A 17,168-nucleotide genomic window follows, 5' to 3' on the forward strand; every position below is an offset into this window, starting at 1 on the left:
AGCACATGGCGGGCACGAACAGCGAGCGTCAACTTTTGGCCGAAGGGCCAGTCATCATTCTGGTCGAGCCGCAGATGGGTGAGAATATCGGAATGGTGGCGCGTGCCATGGCGAATTTCGGCCTTGCCGATCTTCGCCTCGTCAATCCGCGCGACGGATGGCCGAATGAGAAGGCGCAAGCCGCAGCCTCCAAGGCCGATCATGTCATCGAAGGCACCAAGGTTTTCGATACGCTGGAAGAGGCGATTGCTGATCTCAACTTCGTCTACGCAACAACGGCGCGCAGTCGCGACAATTACAAGCCGGTGCGCTCGCCGGTCTTTGCCGCGCAAACGCTGCGTACGAAATTCCGGTCAGGGGAGGCGACCGGCATCCTCTTCGGTCGCGAGCGCTGGGGCCTGACGAACGAGGAAGTGGCGCTTGCCGACGAGATCGTCACCTTCCCGGTCAACCCGGCCTTTGCCTCTCTCAATATCGCCCAGGCTGTGCTCTTGATGTCCTATGAATGGATGAAATCGGGCATGGAGGATCTGGAGGCGGTGCCGTTCCAGGCGCTCGAGCAGCGGCCATCCACAAAGGAGCAGCTCTTTGGCCTATTCGAGCAGCTCGAAGAGGCGCTCGATTCCCGCAACTATTTCCATCCGCCCTCGAAAAAGCCGAAAATGGTCGACAACCTTCGTGCTGTTCTCTCCCGCCGGGCATTCACGGAACAGGAAATAAGCGTGCTGCGCGGCGTCATCTCCTCCCTCGACCGCTTTTCGCGCAACAGCCCGCGCAAAGGCGGCTTTACCAGATCCGGCAAAGGTGCCCCGACAGATGACAGCGCCGACGAATGAGCTGAAACCCGTCCTCGTTTTCGATTCAGGCATAGGCGGATTGACCGTGCTGCGCGAAGCGCGTGTGCTGATGCCCGAACGCGGCTTCATCTATGTTGCCGACGATGCCGGTTTTCCCTATGGCAGCTGGGAAGAGCATACGCTGAAGGAGCGGATCATCGGTCTCTTTGCCAAACTGCTCCAAGAATACGATCCCGAAGTTTGCATCATCGCCTGCAATACAGCCTTCACGCTCGTCGGCGCGGATCTGCGTGTCGCCTTTCCGCAGATGACCTTCGTCGGCACGGTGCCGGCCATCAAGCCGGCCGCCGAGCGGACGCGTTCCGGCCTCGTCTCGGTGCTGGCGACCCCCGGCACCGTCAAGCGCGCCTATACGCGCGACCTCATCCAGTCTTTCGCGCAGCAATGCCATGTGCGGCTCGTCGGTTCTGAGAACCTCGCGCGCATGGCCGAGGCCTATATCCGCGGAGACGCTGTATCCGACGATGCCGTCCTGACCGAAATCGACCAGTGTTTCGTCGAGAAGGACGGGTGCAGGACCGACATCGTTGTGCTTGCCTGCACCCATTATCCTTTCATGGCCAACATGTTTCGCAGACTGGCGCCCTGGCCGGTGGACTGGCTGGACCCGGCAGAAGCCATTGCACGGCGCGCCCGCGCACTGGTGCCGCAGGTGGCGGATGCCGTTCACCCTGATAATTTCGACTTTGCGGTCTTCACCTCGGGCAATCCCGATTTCGCTACGCGGCGGCTGATGCAGGGTTTCGGGCTGAGTGCCTGACAGGCCGACACAATCCCTGTGGGTTGCCTCAATCAGCCCCTGATATCAGCTGCATTCTTTGATAGACGAAAGCCAGCCATTTCTGGAAGGATGGCGCGTCGCTGATTTGAGTCTCTGGAGAGGTTTCGCATTGCAGGTTGGGATCGATATGGGATTGGCGTCCGGAGGTCCGGCGACACTCGATATCGAGGAGTTGCTGGCGACGCGACTGCTTGTGCAGGGCAATTCCGGCTCCGGCAAATCGCATCTTCTGCGCCGCCTGCTGGAACAGTCTGCTCAATGGGTGCAGCAGGTCATCATCGATCCCGAAGGCGATTTCGTCACGCTCTCCGAGCGCTTCGGCCATGTTGTGGTCGATGGCGAGCGCACAGAGGCCGAGCTTGTCGGCATTGCCAACCGTATCCGCCAACACCGCGTCTCCTGCGTCCTGACGCTGGAAGGGCTCGATATCGAGCAGCAGATGCGTGCGGCCGCCGCCTTCCTCAACGGCATGTTCGATGCCGATCGCGAATATTGGTATCCGGTTCTGGTCGTGGTGGACGAAGCGCAGATGTTTGCGCCCTCCGTTGGCGGTGACGTGTCGGAAGATGCGCGCAAGGCCTCGCTCGGCGCCATGACCAATCTGATGTGCCGCGGCCGAAAGCGGGGGCTTGCCGGCGTCATCGCCACGCAGCGCCTCGCAAAGCTTGCCAAGAACGTTGCGGCCGAAGCCTCCAACTTCCTGATGGGCCGGACCTTCCTCGATATTGACATGGCGCGTGCGGCCGACCTGCTCGGCATGGATCGGCGCCAGGCCGAAATGTTCCGCGACCTGAAGCGCGGTAATTTCGTTGCACTCGGCCCGGCGCTGTCGCGCCGCCCGCTCCCGATCCAGATTGGTGCGGTCGAAACCTCGGCGCGCTCGTCCAGTCCGAAGCTGATGCCGCTGCCGGATTCGCCACAGGATGTAGAAGACCTGATCTTCACCCCGGACCCGCAAGAATTCCAGCGGCCGCTCGTACGCCGCGCGCCGCCGGCGCCGCGCCCAACAACCGATATCCTTGCCGAGCTTTCACGCTCGACGCCGGCAGCCAGTCCCATTCAGGCTGCCGAGCCGCGTGTGGCACAGCCAGAGCTGTCAGCGGAAGACCGCGAAGAGCGGCTTGCCGCCGTGCTCGCCGAAATCCTCGACGATCCAGGTTCCGGCTTCCGAACGGACGCTGTTCTCTATCAGGAATTCCTCGTTCGGCTGCGGATGCGACGCGTTCCCGGACCGCCTATGTCGTTGCCGGAATTCCGGCGGCGTGTCGCGATTTCCCGGTCCGGCGTGGACGCGGAGACGGCTGCTTCGGAAAACTGGTCGACGGCGCTGTCACTCTCTGCCTCCGTCACCGACGATCTGCAAGGCGTGTTTCTGATGCTTGCCAAGGCCGCAGTCTGCGGCGAACCATGCCCGTCGGATGCGCGGATCGCACGCGCCTACGGCACGCATTCGGCCCGACGTGCTCGCCGGCTTCTCGGCTATTTCGAGGAGCAGGGTAGCATTGTCGTGCATACCGATTTCTCTGGCAAACGCATCGTGGCTTTCCCCGATTTCGGCTGCCAGACCGCACCTGGCGATGCCAATGCCCCCGATGACAGCGACGGCCAGGAAGCGGCAGAATAAAAGGCTTTCAGCGCCTTGTCGCTGTTGACATTTTCATGACGCCCGACTAAAGACCGCGCCAGCACCGGGCAGCAATGTCCGGTGTTTCATTTGACATGTCCCGTGGATCAGATCCGTTCGCGTAATGGAAAGATCCTGTCGGCTCCCGGAAACGGGATCAAAGGAGGGCGTGTTTCCTTCGCGCGGTTTGGCAACAAACCGTCACAACACTTTGAAAGGAAATACGATGAGCAAGCGCGAATCGTCCAAGTACAAGATCGACCGCCGTATGGGCGAAAACATCTGGGGCCGTCCGAAGTCCCCGGTGAACCGCCGCGAATACGGCCCGGGCCAGCATGGCCAGCGCCGCAAGGGCAAGCTTTCGGATTTCGGTGTGCAGCTGCGCGCCAAGCAGAAGCTGAAGGGTTACTACGGTGACCTGCGCGAGAAGCAGTTCCGCGCGATCTTCGCTGAAGCCGACCGCCGCAAGGGCGACACCTCGGAAAACCTGATCGGTCTTCTGGAGTCCCGCCTCGATGCGATCGTTTACCGCGCCAAGTTCGTTCCGACGGTCTTTGCTGCCCGTCAGTTCGTCAACCATGGCCACGTTACGGTCAACGGTGTGCGCGTCAACATCGGTTCTTACCGTTGCAAGGTCGGCGACGTCATCGAAGTTCGTGAAAAGTCCAAGCAGCTCGTTACGGTTCTGGAATCGGTTTCGCTCGCAGAGCGCGACGTCCCTGACTACGTCGAAGTCGACCACCACAAGATGGTCGCCACTTTCGCACGCGTTCCGACGCTTGCCGACGTTCCGTATCCGGTTGTCATGGAACCGCATCTGGTCGTCGAATTCTATTCGCGTTAACGCATAACCCCGACAATCGATTCGATTGTCGGAAAGGCTTATGTGTCTCTAAGATGCTGCTGCGTCCTTTGCACATCTTCGATGTGCGGCGCAGCAGAGCGCGAGGCGTTTTCGCATTCTGGAAAAGCCGCCTCTCGGGGCGGCTTTTTCGTACCTGGAGAGAAGCCATCATGGATTTGCAGGCAGTCCTCGACAGCATCTATAAGGAGCTGACGCCCCGTATCGGCGAGGGCAAGGTCGCGGATTATATTCCGGAGCTTGCCAAGATCGACCCGAATCAGTTCGGCATGTCGATCGTCACTGTCGACGGCAAAGTCTACAGCGTCGGCAATGCCGATGTCGCTTTCTCCATCCAGAGCATTTCCAAGGTCTTCATGCTGACGCTGGCGCTCGGCAAGGTGGGCGAGGGGCTGTGGAAGCGCGTCGGCCGCGAGCCTTCGGGCTCGGCTTTCAATTCCATCGTCCAGCTCGAGCATGAGCACGGAATCCCGCGCAATCCCTTCATCAATGCCGGCGCGATTGCGGTCAGCGATGTCGTCATGGCCGGCCATGCGCCACGCGAGGCGATCGGCGAATTGCTGCGTTTCGTACGTTACCTCGCGGACGATGAATCCATCACCATCGACGACAAGGTGGCGCGTTCGGAAACGGCGACGGGCTATCGCAATTTCGCGCTTGCCAATTTCATGCGCTCCTACCGCAATCTCGATCATCCCGTTGATCATGTGCTCGGGGTCTATTTCCATCAATGCGCGCTCTCCATGACCTGCGAACAACTGGCCCGCGCCGGTCTGTTTCTGGCGGCACGCGGCAGCAATCCGCTGACCGGCCATTCGGTCGTGTCGCCGAAGCGGGCGCGGCGCATCAATGCGCTGATGCTCACCTGCGGCCATTACGACGGGTCGGGCGATTTCGCCTATCATGTCGGCCTGCCCGGCAAGAGCGGCGTCGGCGGCGGCATCTTTGCAGTGGCGCCGGGCATTGCGTCAATCGCGGTATGGTCGCCGGGGCTTAATAAGGTCGGCAATTCGCAGCTGGGCGCTGTCGCGCTGGAGATGTTGGCAGCGCGCACCGGCTGGTCCGTTTTCGGCGATTGAGGCTGTGTCGGGCTGCGGCTTTCTGCTAAGCAGGGCAGGCACATCAGACGGGTAAGAAGATGAATATCGCAGCCAATATTGCCGATGACCTCGAAACGGCTGATACCGGCATTGGCCATGCGCTGTTTGCCGATGCGCCGCATTCGGTCTCCTTCAACAAGCTGCGCAAGCGCCTGTTGCGGCAGGTGCGTCAGGCCTTCGACGATTTCGACATGCTCAAGGGCCAGAAACGCTGGCTGATCGGCATTTCCGGCGGCAAGGATTCTTATGGGCTGCTGGCGCTGCTTCTGGACCTGCAATGGCGCGGGCTGCTGCCCGTGGAGCTGATCGCCTGCAATCTCGATCAGGGCCAGCCGAATTTTCCGAAACACGTGCTGCCGGAGTACCTGACGAAGATCGGCGCCAAGCACCGCATCGAATATCGCGACACCTATTCTATCGTGAAGGAGAAGGTGCCCGAGGGCGCGACCTATTGTTCGCTCTGCTCGCGCCTGCGCCGCGGCAACCTCTATCGTATTGCCAAAGAAGAGAGCTGTGACGCGCTGGTGCTCGGCCATCACCGCGAGGACATCCTCGAAACCTTCTTCATGAACTTCTTCCACGGCGGCAGGCTCGCCGCCATGCCCGCAAAGCTTCTGAATGACGAAGGCAATCTGATGGTGCTGCGGCCACTCGCCTATTGCGCCGAGGACGACATGGCGAAATTTGCTGCCGCCATGCAATTTCCGATCATTCCATGCGATCTCTGCGGCTCGCAGGACGGCCTGCAGCGCAATGCTATGAAGGATATGCTCGCCGATATCGAGCGCCGCATGCCCGGCCGCAAGGACACGATGCTGCGTGCTCTCGCCCATGTGAACCCGTCGCATCTGCTCGATCCGAAACTTTTCGACTTTTCTGAGCTGACCGTCACCCAAACATCATAATTGACTTGCTATGAGCCTCAGCAGTTCCATGCAACGAGTCCAAAATGATTTTCTCAGACAAAGACATAGAGTTCCTCGGTGATTGCGTCAGGCATGTCGCCGAAGAAGAGATCATGCCGCGTTTCCGCAATGCGACCGCGGCCAATGTTTCCGAAAAGACATCTTCCATCGATCTCGTCACGCAGGCCGACCTGCGCTCAGAGGCTTACCTTACGGCAGCGATCCGCGAGCGCTTTCCGACCGCGCTCATCGTGGGCGAAGAGGCCTATGAGGCCGATCGTTCCGTGGTACCGGCTCTTGCCGATGCGGACCTTGCCTTTGTCATCGATCCAGTCGACGGCACGTTCAATTTCGCCGCTGGCATGCCGGTCTTCGGCACGATCCTCGCAGTGACAGTGAAGGGTGAGACGGTGGCCGGTATCATTCATGATCCGGCGCTCGGCGATACAGTCGTGTCTCTCAAGGGTGCAGGCGCCTTCCAGCAGAAGCGCAATGGCGAGCCTGTCCGCCTGAAGGTCGCAGAACCGATCGAACTCAACCGCATGATCGGTGCCATGGCCTGCAGCCATATGGAAGAGCCGGACCGGTCGCGCGTCGCCGCCAATATGGCCAAGATCAAAATGACCTTCGCATTCAATTGCTCAGCCTATGAATATTGGATGGTCTCATCCGGCAAGCTGCATTTCATCGGCCACCCCAAGCTGATGCCGTGGGATCATCTTGCCGGCGTGCTGACGCATCAGGAAGCCGGCGGCCATACCGCGAAATTCGACGAAACGCCTTACAGGCCGGGCGAGATTTCCGGCGGCATCATCTCGGCTCCCGACAAGGAAAGCTGGAGAATGATCCGCAACGAGATTGTCGGATACTGATAAACCGAGGGGAAGCCGCCATGACGACTGCCGTAGATGTGACGAAGCTTGCCGATCTCCTGCGGCAGGCAGCGAAAGCTGAGATTCTGCCACGCTTTCGCCGGCTGGGCAGCGATGATGTGCGCGCCAAGACGGAGGCAACCGATCTCGTTACCGAAGCGGACGAACAGGCCGAGAGAATAATGAAGGCGGAGGCCCAGCGCCTCTGGCCGGAAGCGCTTTTCATCGGTGAGGAGTCGGTCGCTGCCGATGCTGCACTGCTCGATGAGCTCGCAGCTGCCGATCTTGCCATCATCGTCGATCCCGTCGATGGTACCTTCAATTTCGCGTCCGGCATCCCGGCATTCGGCGTCATGGCGTCGGTCGTTTCCAAGGGGGAGACGGTTGCCGGCATCATCTATGATCCAATGGGCGACGACTGGGTTATGGCAGAAAAAGGCGGCGGCGCCTGGCTGCGCCGGCCGGACGGCGACGCGCAGCGGCTGAAGGTGGCCGAGCCCGTTGCGCTCGACCAGATGGTCGGCATGGCCTCCACCGGCTACCTTCCGCAGGAGAAGCGCGCCGAGATCCTCGGCAATCTCGCCAAGGTACGCTTCCTCATCAACTACCGCTGCGCGGCCCATGAATACCGCACCTTTGCCGGCGGCCATGTGCATTACCTGATGTATAACAAGCTGATGCCATGGGACCATCTGGCCGGAACGCTGATCAGCCAGGAAGCCGGCGGCTATGCCGCGCGCTTCGATGGCTCGGCCTATCTGCCGCATCATGTTACCGGCGGACTGCTGATTACGCCCGACAAGGAAAGCTGGGACATCCTGCGCCGTGAGGTCGTCACAGTCTGAGCCGTCAGGCGAGAATCTGCTTCAGCGCGTCCAGAAGCTTATCGCATTCGGCATCGGTGCCAATGGTGATGCGCAGGAAATTCCCGGTGCGCTCCCCGCGGAAATGCCGCACGAGGACCGCGCGTTTGCGCAGTTCCGCGGCAAGCTCCGCAGCGCCGCGTTCTCCGTGCCGTGCGAAGACGAAATTGGCAGAGGAGGGCAGGACCTCGAAGCCGAGTTCCCTGAGAGCGGCCGTCAAGCCCTCGCGGCTTGCGACGATCAGGTCGCAATGCTTCCGCAACCAGTCCCGATCCTCCCAGGCAGCAACGGCGCCGGCCTGAGCCAGCCTGTCCAGCGGGTAGGAATTGAAGCTGTCCTTGACCCTTTCCAGCGCATCGATCAACGGCCGCTGGCCGACGGCGAAACCGACACGCAGGCCAGCAAGGCCGCGCGATTTCGAGAAGGTCTGGATGACCAGCAGGTTCGGATACTTCGGCACCAGCGGAATGGTGCTTTCGCCGCCGAAATCCACATAAGCTTCATCGATGACGACAACCTGATCCGGATGTTCAGATATCAGCGCCTCGATTGCCGCTATCGGCAGCGCAGAGCCGGTCGGCGCATTCGGGTTGGGCAGGATGATCGCGCCGCAGGGCTGCCGGTAGTCCTCGATCCCGACCTGCATCTTCTGGTCCAGCGGGACCTCGCGGAAATCGATGCCGTAGAGGCCGCAATAGGTCGGGTAGAAGCTGTAGGTGATATCAGGGAAGAGCAGGGGCAGCGCGTGCTTCAGCAGTGCCTGGAAGGTATGCGCCAGAACTTCGTCCGAACCGTTTCCGACGAAGACTTCGCCGGGATCGAGATCATGGCTTGTGGCGATCGCCTGGCGCAGCTTCAAGCCCGTCGGGTCAGGATAAAGACGCAGCGTGTCGTTGACGGCTTCAGCGATCGCCGCTAGTGCGCGCGGCGATGGGCCATAGGGATTCTCATTGGTGTTCAGCTTGACCAAGCCGGTGATGACAGGCTGTTCGCCCGCCACGTAGGGTGTCAAGGATTGTACAACGGGACTCCAGAAACGGCTCATCGCGACCTTCCAGCTATTGTCTCTCAGGCACCATTACATGTGAACCGCGCCTGGGTCGATCTGCGGGCTGTCGCCGGGATGGGTGAAGAGCTTGCCCTTTTCCGCCCAGAGCACCATGACAACGGTAACGGCACCGAAGAGCGCGAAGCCGCCGAAAAGCGGCTGGACCGTGCCGTTGAAGAGCTGGCCGACACCGCCGCCGAGAAGGGCGCCGAACGTCGTTGATACGAAACCGGTGATGGCGGTTGCGGTGCCGGCAAGATTGCCCATCGGCTCCAGGCTGATCGCCGTGAAGTTGGTGGCGATGACAGCAAACATGATCAGCAGGATCGAGAAGAGCGCATAGGAGAAGGCGAAGGACGGGGTGCCGCCGAGCGCCGCTACAAAGCCGATCGCAGAGATGATGGTGAAGAGCAGCATGGCCGCATGCGAGATGCGGCGCATGCCGAAGGTTCGCACCAGCATGCCATTGGCGAAGTTGGCGACGGCGATGCCACCGGCCGTCGCCGCAAAGGCGATCGGCAGCCAGTCGCCGAGCCCGTAGACCTCGCCGAAAACCTGCTGTACCGAGATCACATAGGCGCTGATGACGCCGGTGAACATGGTGAGGCCGATCATGTAGCCGCAGGTAATGCGGTTGGTGAGGACCGTCTTGAAACCATCGGCAACAGCGCCGAAGGATAGTGGAATGCGCTCTTCAGGCGGCAGCGATTCCTTCAGGCGCAGCAGCGCCCAAACGAAGAGGATCGTCGCGACGATACCGAGCAGAATGAATATCCAGTGCCAATTGGCATAGGTAATGATGAGCTGGCCGACCGAAGGGGCGACGATCGGCACGATCATGAAGACGATCATGACATAGGACATGACGCGCGCCATCTCGCGGCCGCCGAAGCAATCGCGGACGATTGCCATGGTGGTGATGCGTACGGCTGCACCGCCGATACCCTGGACGAAGCGCATGATCAGCAGCATCTCGAAGCTTCCGGTGGCGGCTGCTGCAAACATGCCGACGATGTAGCAAACCAGGCCACCGAGCAGGATGTTGCGTCGACCGAAGGCATCAGACAGGCTGCCAAAGACGATCTGCGAAACGCCGAAGCCAAGAAAGAAGACGCCGATAACCAGCTGCGCGTCATTGTTGCTGGTCACACCAAGCGAATGACCGATATTGGGCAGCGCCGGCAACATGCTGTCGATCGCCATGGCGATGCTGGCGGTCATGATGGCGATGGTTATCACGAACTCCACGAAGCCCATGCCGATGCGGGCCGAGCCGAGGTTTTCCGTGTGCGGTTTGTGTGTCGGAGTCATTCGAATCCCCCTGAATGACGGAAGAGCGGCCGCAGACGCGGCCGAATTCGATGTGGAAGGGCGGCGGAGCCCCTACCGTGATGCCCCGCCGCCGGATGATGTGACGCGTCAGTGTCCGATATCGGTGAAGCTGGAGATTGATGCGTCCTTCGACAACGGCGCGTGTTGCGCCCTGAAGAGCCGGCCCTTCTCGGCAACCAGCACAAAGACGATGCCGATCAACGAGACAATGAAGTAACCCGCGATCATCGGCGTCGCCGTGCCGTCGAAGGCTTGTCCGATTATGGCGCCGATCGATGCGCCGCCGATCGTGCTCATGAAGCCGATCACCGAGGAGGCCGTGCCGGCAAGATGACCGAGCGGCTCCATGGCAAGCGAGTTGAAGTTGGAGCCGATCCAGCCGAACTGGAACATGACCAGCGCGAAGAAGATAATGAAGATCACGAAGGGCATGGGCTGCGGCCCGGATATCTGCACTATCAACCAGACGAAACTCAGGCAACAGAAGCCGAGGATCGAAGCGTGCGACAGGCGACGCATGCCGAAGCGGCCGACCAGCTGGGAATTGATGAAGGACGAGAAGGCCATGAACAGCGCCACAGCGGCAAAGGCGACAGGCATATAAACGCCGAGCCCGTATATGCCGACATAGATCTGCTGGGCGGAGTTGATGAAGCCGAACAACGCACCGAAGAGGATCGTGCTGGCAATGGTGTAACAGAGGGCGATGCGGTTGGAAAAGAAGATCGCAAAGCCCTGCGCGACCGACCGCACCGTGAATGGGCGGACATTGGCCGGATCGAGCGTTTCCGGCAGACGCAGATACATCCACGCACCGACAGCTGTCCCCATGGCGCCGATGAAGACGAAGATCATGTGCCAGGTGCTGATCAGCATGATGATCTGACCGCTTCCGGGTGCAATGACCGGCACGATCATGAAGACCATCATGATGAGCGACATGACCTCGGCCATCTGCCGCCCGCCATAAACGTCGCGGACGACGGAGATGGTAATGACGCGGGTAGCGGCCGAACCGAGACCCTGAATGAAGCGCAGCGCCAGAAGCCCGGCGAAGCTCGGAACGACGGCAATGCCGAAAGCGGAAACAATGTAGATGGCGAGGCCGATCAGCAGAGGGATGCGGCGGCCGAAACGATCGGAAAGCGGTCCATAGAAAAGCTGGGCGATGCCGAAACCGAAGAGATAGGCGGAAACGACGTACTGGCGGTGATTTTCGTTCTCAACACCGAGGCTGGCACCGATCTGCTGCAGCGCGGGCAGCATGATGTCGATCGCCAGCGAGTTGACGGCCATCAGGAGAGCCGCAAGCGCGATGAATTCCAGCTTGCCCATGGGCAAGCGGCCCGCGGACATGGCTTGTGATGATTCTGCCACAATGAAATTCCCATAAACAGGTCAAGGCGCTGCTTGGCGCAGCGCCTCGAACTCAAAATACGGATTTGGAAACCGGACGGACGCCCGATGACCGATCAGGCGGCGCCCTTAACCGTGACGCCGTTTTCCTGGAGATGCTGCTGGAGTTCCCCGGCCTGGAACATTTCCCGGACGATGTCGCAGCCGCCGATGAACTCGCCCTTCACATAGAGCTGTGGAATCGTCGGCCAGTTGGAATAATCCTTGATGCCCTGGCGTATTTCCGAATCGGCGAGCACATTGATGCCCTTGTAGTCGACACCGAGGTAATCGAGAATCTGGACGACCTGCCCGGAGAAACCGCACTGCGGAAACTGCGGCGTGCCCTTCATGAAAAGGACGACGTCGTTGTTCTTGACTTCGTTGTCGATGAATTCGTTGATACCGCTCATGGGACCTAATCCTTTCAACAGGCGGGGTAAAGGCCCGCCGTTTCAATCGTTTCCTTTAGATAGCATGTAGGGGCGGGAATTCCACCCGGCGAAACCGAAAAAACACCAATCCCGACGTTCTTCGACTCGGGTTGTTGCCCGTGCGTTACCGACTGATTTGCAAGTTGAGGCGGATTAGCCACAAAATTCCCCGAATCCTAGCGAAACGCACTCCCACTATTGAATTCCCAACAAGTTCGCTTAGCAAGGCGGCTCCATACTTTATCGGATTTCCGCCGGCATTCAGGCGACTCCGTCATCCTGATAACGGCGTCCCGATCCGCCGGGAAAGAAGAAAAAGACTATGAAACTGATCGACAAGCGGGTTGTGGTGCATTTCCCTGGCTTCGAGCCGCTTGATGGCGCAGCGCACCGGGCGCGGTATGAACGTACCGCCCGGCAAAGCGCATCCGTCTGGGGCTATGACATCAAAACAAGTGCTGCGGGCGAGGGGTACTACACTTCTTTCGACGTCGGCACAGGCGCCAATGGCTGGCAGACGCAGACGCGCGTGCATGTCTTCGACCATAACGAACTGGTGCGGCGGCTGCGCAAAGGCAATACGGCACGCCGGATCGCGGCAGGCTTTCGAAGCTTCTGGCAGGTGGTGCGGGAAGGCGGCATGGCCGGCTATTTCCGGCACGCCTGGCGTTTCGGCCTATTCTTCATCTTTCCCTTCCTGCTGACGGCGCTCGCAATCGTCATCACGCTGCAGATCCTGCTGCTGCATTACTGGCTCGGGCTTCCCGCCTGGCACTTCGGCTGGAGTGCGCCGCTGGCGGCCATCTTCTTCACCTTCGGCTTCCTGCCGTTCTCGGAACGCTTCCATACGCTGCATCTTTTCGCCGACTGGGAAATGGCGGTGGCGTTGGCGCGCATGGACAGGCTTGTTTTCAACGACTGGCTCGAGCAATGCGCGACCTCGGTGCGCGAGGCGCTCAACGAGGAGGCCGATGAATATGTCATCTCCTCACACAGCATGGGCTCCAGCGTCGCGGCCCATGTCGTGGGCATTCTGCTGGAGCGGGAACCTGACATCTTCAAAGGCAAGCGCGTGGTGTTTGCCACACTTGGTGGCGCCATCCTGCAATGCGCTCTGATGTCATCGGCGACGCTCTTGCGCTCGCGCGTCGGCCTAATTGCACGTTGCCCCGATATCTTCTGGCTGGACGTGCAGTGCCTGACGGACTCGATCAATTTCTACAAGGTGCCGGTCGTCAGCGTTTCCGGCCATCCGGATGCGCCGCAGGCGAGCATGATCCATATCCGGGTGCGGCAGATGCTGACGCCGGAGCATTACAAGAAAATCCGCGGGGATCAGCTACGTGTCCATCGCCAGTATGTCCTGGGACCTGACATGAAATCCTCTTTCGATTTCACGCTGCTGACGGCCGGGCCGATGCCGGCGTCGGTCTTTGCCTATCCCGAGCAAGACAAGCTGCCGGCCTGAGAAATAGGCCGAACAAAGCGGTGAGGGGGCGTCGATCACTTCGAGCGACGGCGTCCAGCGAAAAATAAAGGCCGGCGGGAAGACTGTCTTCCGGCCGGGCCTTTTCATTTCCAATTTTCGATCGATCGAAGCCGGGATGTCAGTTCAATCGGGCGCCGAGGTCTGCAGCGCGAGCGCATGCAGGATCCCCCCCATATTGCCCTTCAGCGCCTCATAGACCATCTGGTGCTGCTGCACGCGGCTCTTGCCGCGGAAGGCCTCCGCGACGACTTCAGCGGCGTAGTGGTCGCCATCGCCGGCCAGATCGCGGATCGTCACCTTGGCACCGGGAATACCGGCCTTGATCATGTCTTCGATATCGCCGGGTTTCATGGCCATGGTCGTTACTCCTTGCGCATCATTCCGCGGCGACAAGTTCGCCGCGGTTATCCATGAAATCAGGGAACCACGATTCATGGGCATCACGCAATTGCTGAATCGGCAGCGCAATCAGATCGTCGACGACGAGCGCATCACCCTGGACGGTGCCGAGGCGGCGGAAGGGTACACCGGCGCCTTCCGCATTGGCGCAGACGAAATCGGCGACATCGCCAGGAACCGTCAGCACATAGCGCGCCTGATCCTCGCCGAAGAGCAGGGCATGCGGCGCACCCTTGCCCTCATTAAGGCTGATCTTGAGGCCCTTGCCCGATGCCATCGCCATTTCGGCAAGCGCGATCACGAGACCGCCCGAGGAAATGTCGTGGCAGGCAGTTGCCTGGCCGTTGCGGATGACCGAGCGGACGAAATCGCCGTTACGGCGTTCCGCGAAGAGATCGACTTCCGGCGCCGGGCCTTCGGTGCTGCCGACGATATCGCGCAGATAGACGGACTGGCCGAGATGGCTGCCGTCGATGCCGATGAGCAAGACCCTGTCGCCTTCGGCAGCACTGCCGATGCGGGCCATCTTGCGCCAGTCGGGCATCAGGCCGACGCCGGCAATGGTGGGCGTCGGCAGGATCGCAACGCCATTGGTCTCGTTATAGAGCGAGACATTGCCGGAAACGATCGGGAAGTCGAGCGCGCGGCAGGCTTCGCCGATGCCTTTCACAGCTTCGACGAACTGGCCCATGATTTCGGGCTTTTCCGGATTGCCGAAATTCAGGTTGTCGGTTGCCGCCAGCGGCTCGGCGCCGGTGGCGGTGATGTTGCGCCAGCATTCGGCAACCGCCTGCTTGCCACCTTCGAAGGGATCGGCCTCGACATAACGCGGGGTGACGTCGGAGGAGAAGGCCAGCGCCTTCAGCGGATGGCCTTCAACGCGCACGACGCCGGCGTCGCCGCCCGGCAGCTGCAGGGAGTTGCCTTGAATCAGCGTGTCATACTGTTCGTAAACCCAGCGGCGGCTGGACTGGTTGGGAGAGCCGACGAGCTTGAGCAGTGCTTCGTTATAGTTTTCCGGTGCTGCAACGAGATTGGCCGGCAGGGGCGCGCGCTTGCCGGATTCGCGCCAGGGGCGGTCGTATTCCGGAGCCTGGTCGCCGAGATCCTTGATCGGCAGATTGGCGACTTCCTCACCCTGATGCATAACGCGGAAGCGCAGGTCGTCCGTGGTCTTGCCAACGATGGCGAAATCTAAGCCCCACTTGACGAAGATTGCCTTGGCTTCCTCTTCCTTTTCCGGCTGCAGAACCATGAGCATGCGCTCCTGGCTCTCCGACAGCATCATCTCGTAAGCGGTCATGCGCTCTTCGCGCACCGGCACCTTGTCGAGTTCGAGAAGGATGCCGAGATCGCCCTTGGCGCCCATTTCGACGGCCGAACAAGTGAGGCCGGCCGCGCCCATATCCTGGATGGCGATGACGGCGCCGGTCTGCATCAGTTCCAGGCAGGCTTCCAGCAAGCATTTTTCGGTGAAGGGGTCGCCAACCTGAACCGTCGGGCGCTTTTCTTCGATCGACTCGTCAAATTCAGCCGACGCCATGGTCGCGCCTCCGACACCGTCGCGGCCGGTCTTGGCGCCGAGATAAACGACGGGCAGGCCGACACCCTTTGCTTCCGACAGGAAGATGGCATTGGATTTGGCAAGGCCGGCTGCAAAGGCGTTGACGAGAATATTGCCGTTATACCGGGCGTCGAATTCCACTTCGCCGCCGACCGTCGGCACGCCGAAGGAATTGCCGTAGCCGCCCACACCGGCAACGACGCCGGCGACGAGGTGGCGGGTTTTCGGATGATCCGGTTCGCCGAAGCGCAGCGCGTTCATGGCAGCGATCGGACGCGCCCCCATGGTGAACACGTCGCGCAGGATGCCACCAACACCGGTCGCAGCTCCTTGATAGGGCTCGATGTAGGAGGGGTGGTTGTGGCTCTCCATTTTGAAAACGACGCAGTCTCCATCATCGATGTCGACCACACCGGCATTTTCACCCGGCCCCTGGATGACGCGCGGTCCCTTGGTCGGCAAGGTGCGCAGCCACTTCTTGGAGGATTTGTAGGAGCAATGCTCGTTCCACATGGCCGAGAAGATGCCGAGCTCGGTAAAAGACGGTTCACGGCCGATTAGATCCAGAATGCGCTGGTATTCATCCGGCTTGAGGCCGTGTGAGGCGATGAGTTCCGGCGTGATCTTGATAGTGTTGGGAATGGTCATGAGCTCTCGAAAATCCCTGCCTAGGCGCGTTTGCCGTGTCTTTAGCCTATGTAAGAACTGCGCGCGACAGGAAAATGCCTGCCGTCAACAGAGGGCAGGCGTCATAGGTTCCTTACAGGTGACTTGGAGGTCGCAGATCGAGAGACTCTGCTACCGCACGTTGGCTGAGACCCTGCCTGCCCCCTCGACGTCGACCGACCTTTGAACTCGCTGGTATCCGAGCTTCTCCGAAATCTCGTTGGCCGCACCAAGCAAGCTCTCCAGATACTTCGTCCTATTCCGTACGCCGTCCTCGCGTGGAGTTACGAGACACAGGGTGGCGATGCAGGCACCATCGGCCTGATGAACCGGTACGGCGAAACAATGCGTGAAATTCTCCACCTCGCTGTTGAAGGTGAAGAACCCATCGCGAGCCGCCTGACGCACCTGGACGATGAATTCGGCCGGATTCATTTGCCGGCCGTTCGGGAGAACGAAGTCCTCCGGCGGAATCAGATCGATAATCTCCTGATCGCTCAGATGCGAAACCAGCAAACGTCCGGACGCCGTCCAGGGAATGGAAACGAGCTCACCGACATTGGAGGAGATGCGGAACGGTCGGATCCCCTCGCGCATCATGGCGACGGTGTATTTGCGTCCCTCGAGCAGACACATCTGTGCCGTCTCGCGGGTTTCTTCGGCCAGCCGCACCAGCATGCGGTCGCATTCACGCATCAGGTCGAACTGTTCGGCGTAGGCCGTTCCAAGGAAGTACAAGCGGCGACCAAGATTAACGCGGCCGTCTCCTCCATGGTAGTCAAGCATGCCGTGGCTGAGCAGGAGATTGACCAACTCGTAGACCGAAGACCGAGGCGCGCCAATTTCGGCCGCAATCTCGTTCGGGCGCATCGGCTGTCGCTTCACCCGAAGGAATTCGAGGATCTCGAAGGCACGATCCAGTCCTCGGGTGCGCCGTGATACTGTGTCGATACCAGTCTCAGCCATGCTTTCTCCGA

At 60.4% G+C, this 17,168-nt stretch carries 16 protein-coding genes; 9 read left to right on the forward strand and 7 right to left on the reverse strand.

What is annotated here, in order from left to right; translation table 11 throughout:
- The first annotated feature begins 5 nt into the window (after positions 1-5).
- The 8 genes from FHX15_RS11025 (at position 6) to FHX15_RS11060 (ending at position 7,846) form a co-directional block, all read left to right on the forward strand.
- The gene (locus FHX15_RS11025; RefSeq protein ID WP_184396767.1) at positions 6-836 is read left to right on the forward strand and encodes an RNA methyltransferase; all 831 of its coding nucleotides are present in this window, start codon (positions 6-8) and stop codon (positions 834-836) included.
- The gene (gene murI / locus FHX15_RS11030) at positions 817-1,617 is read left to right on the forward strand and encodes a glutamate racemase (RefSeq protein WP_184396770.1); all 801 of its coding nucleotides are present in this window, start codon (positions 817-819) and stop codon (positions 1,615-1,617) included. Before FHX15_RS11025 ends, murI begins: the two co-directional genes overlap by 20 nt.
- 130 nt (positions 1,618-1,747) lie before the next feature.
- Entirely contained in the window at positions 1,748-3,262 is a 1,515-nt protein-coding gene (locus FHX15_RS11035; protein ID WP_184396773.1) for an ATP-binding protein, read from the forward strand.
- Positions 3,263-3,488: 226 nt separating this feature from the next.
- Positions 3,489-4,106, forward strand: a complete 618-nt coding sequence (gene rpsD, locus FHX15_RS11040) for a 30S ribosomal protein S4 (protein WP_184396776.1) — start codon at positions 3,489-3,491, stop codon at positions 4,104-4,106.
- A 167-nt stretch (positions 4,107-4,273) separates the two neighbouring features.
- Positions 4,274-5,203, forward strand: coding sequence for a glutaminase (locus FHX15_RS11045; RefSeq protein WP_184397177.1), 930 nt, complete (start codon positions 4,274-4,276; stop codon positions 5,201-5,203).
- A 59-nt stretch (positions 5,204-5,262) separates the two neighbouring features.
- Positions 5,263-6,129 (forward strand): tRNA 2-thiocytidine(32) synthetase TtcA, encoded by an 867-nt coding sequence (gene ttcA, locus FHX15_RS11050; protein ID WP_184396779.1) that lies wholly within the window; start codon positions 5,263-5,265, stop codon positions 6,127-6,129.
- 44 nt (positions 6,130-6,173) lie between these two features.
- Complete coding sequence (locus tag FHX15_RS11055) at positions 6,174-7,001, forward strand: inositol monophosphatase family protein (protein WP_184396799.1); 828 nt, start codon at positions 6,174-6,176, stop codon at positions 6,999-7,001.
- Positions 7,002-7,021: 20 nt separating this feature from the next.
- Entirely contained in the window at positions 7,022-7,846 is an 825-nt protein-coding gene (locus FHX15_RS11060) for an inositol monophosphatase family protein (RefSeq protein WP_184396801.1), read from the forward strand.
- A gap of 4 nt (positions 7,847-7,850) precedes the next feature.
- On the opposite strand, the gene hisC is transcribed toward FHX15_RS11060, so the two are convergent.
- From hisC to grxD, 4 genes are all read right to left on the reverse strand, one after another.
- Positions 7,851-8,909, reverse strand: a complete 1,059-nt coding sequence (gene hisC / locus FHX15_RS11065; protein WP_184396803.1) for a histidinol-phosphate transaminase — start codon at positions 8,907-8,909, stop codon at positions 7,851-7,853.
- Between the two features lie 33 nt (positions 8,910-8,942).
- Complete coding sequence (locus tag FHX15_RS11070; RefSeq protein ID WP_184396805.1) at positions 8,943-10,223, reverse strand: multidrug effflux MFS transporter; 1,281 nt, start codon at positions 10,221-10,223, stop codon at positions 8,943-8,945.
- Positions 10,224-10,331: 108 nt separating this feature from the next.
- Complete coding sequence (locus tag FHX15_RS11075) at positions 10,332-11,579, reverse strand: multidrug effflux MFS transporter (protein WP_184397179.1); 1,248 nt, start codon at positions 11,577-11,579, stop codon at positions 10,332-10,334.
- A 137-nt stretch (positions 11,580-11,716) separates the two neighbouring features.
- Positions 11,717-12,052, reverse strand: coding sequence for a Grx4 family monothiol glutaredoxin (gene grxD, locus FHX15_RS11080; protein WP_184396807.1), 336 nt, complete (start codon positions 12,050-12,052; stop codon positions 11,717-11,719).
- Positions 12,053-12,395: 343 nt separating this feature from the next.
- Here grxD and FHX15_RS11085 point away from each other — a divergent pair, with 343 nt between their 5' ends.
- Positions 12,396-13,541: a hypothetical protein gene (locus tag FHX15_RS11085; protein WP_184396809.1), complete on the forward strand. Its 1,146-nt coding sequence runs from the start codon at positions 12,396-12,398 to the stop codon at positions 13,539-13,541.
- A 144-nt stretch (positions 13,542-13,685) separates the two neighbouring features.
- Here FHX15_RS11085 and FHX15_RS11090 read toward each other — a convergent pair whose 3' ends face one another.
- The 3 genes from FHX15_RS11090 to FHX15_RS11100 all read right to left on the reverse strand — a co-directional run bounded on the left by FHX15_RS11090 (position 13,686) and on the right by FHX15_RS11100 (position 17,157).
- A complete protein-coding gene (locus FHX15_RS11090) occupies positions 13,686-13,919 on the reverse strand; it encodes a BolA/IbaG family iron-sulfur metabolism protein (protein ID WP_007826248.1) in 234 nt (77 codons plus the stop codon).
- A 19-nt stretch (positions 13,920-13,938) separates the two neighbouring features.
- Positions 13,939-16,173 (reverse strand): phosphoribosylformylglycinamidine synthase subunit PurL, encoded by a 2,235-nt coding sequence (purL, locus tag FHX15_RS11095; RefSeq protein WP_184396811.1) that lies wholly within the window; start codon positions 16,171-16,173, stop codon positions 13,939-13,941.
- 150 nt (positions 16,174-16,323) lie between these two features.
- Positions 16,324-17,157, reverse strand: coding sequence for an IclR family transcriptional regulator (locus tag FHX15_RS11100; RefSeq protein ID WP_184396813.1), 834 nt, complete (start codon positions 17,155-17,157; stop codon positions 16,324-16,326).
- Between the last annotated feature and the right edge of the window lie 11 nt (positions 17,158-17,168).

It is taken from the genome of Rhizobium sp. BK650 (genome assembly GCF_014195325.1).
GTDB lineage: Bacteria > Pseudomonadota > Alphaproteobacteria > Rhizobiales > Rhizobiaceae > Rhizobium.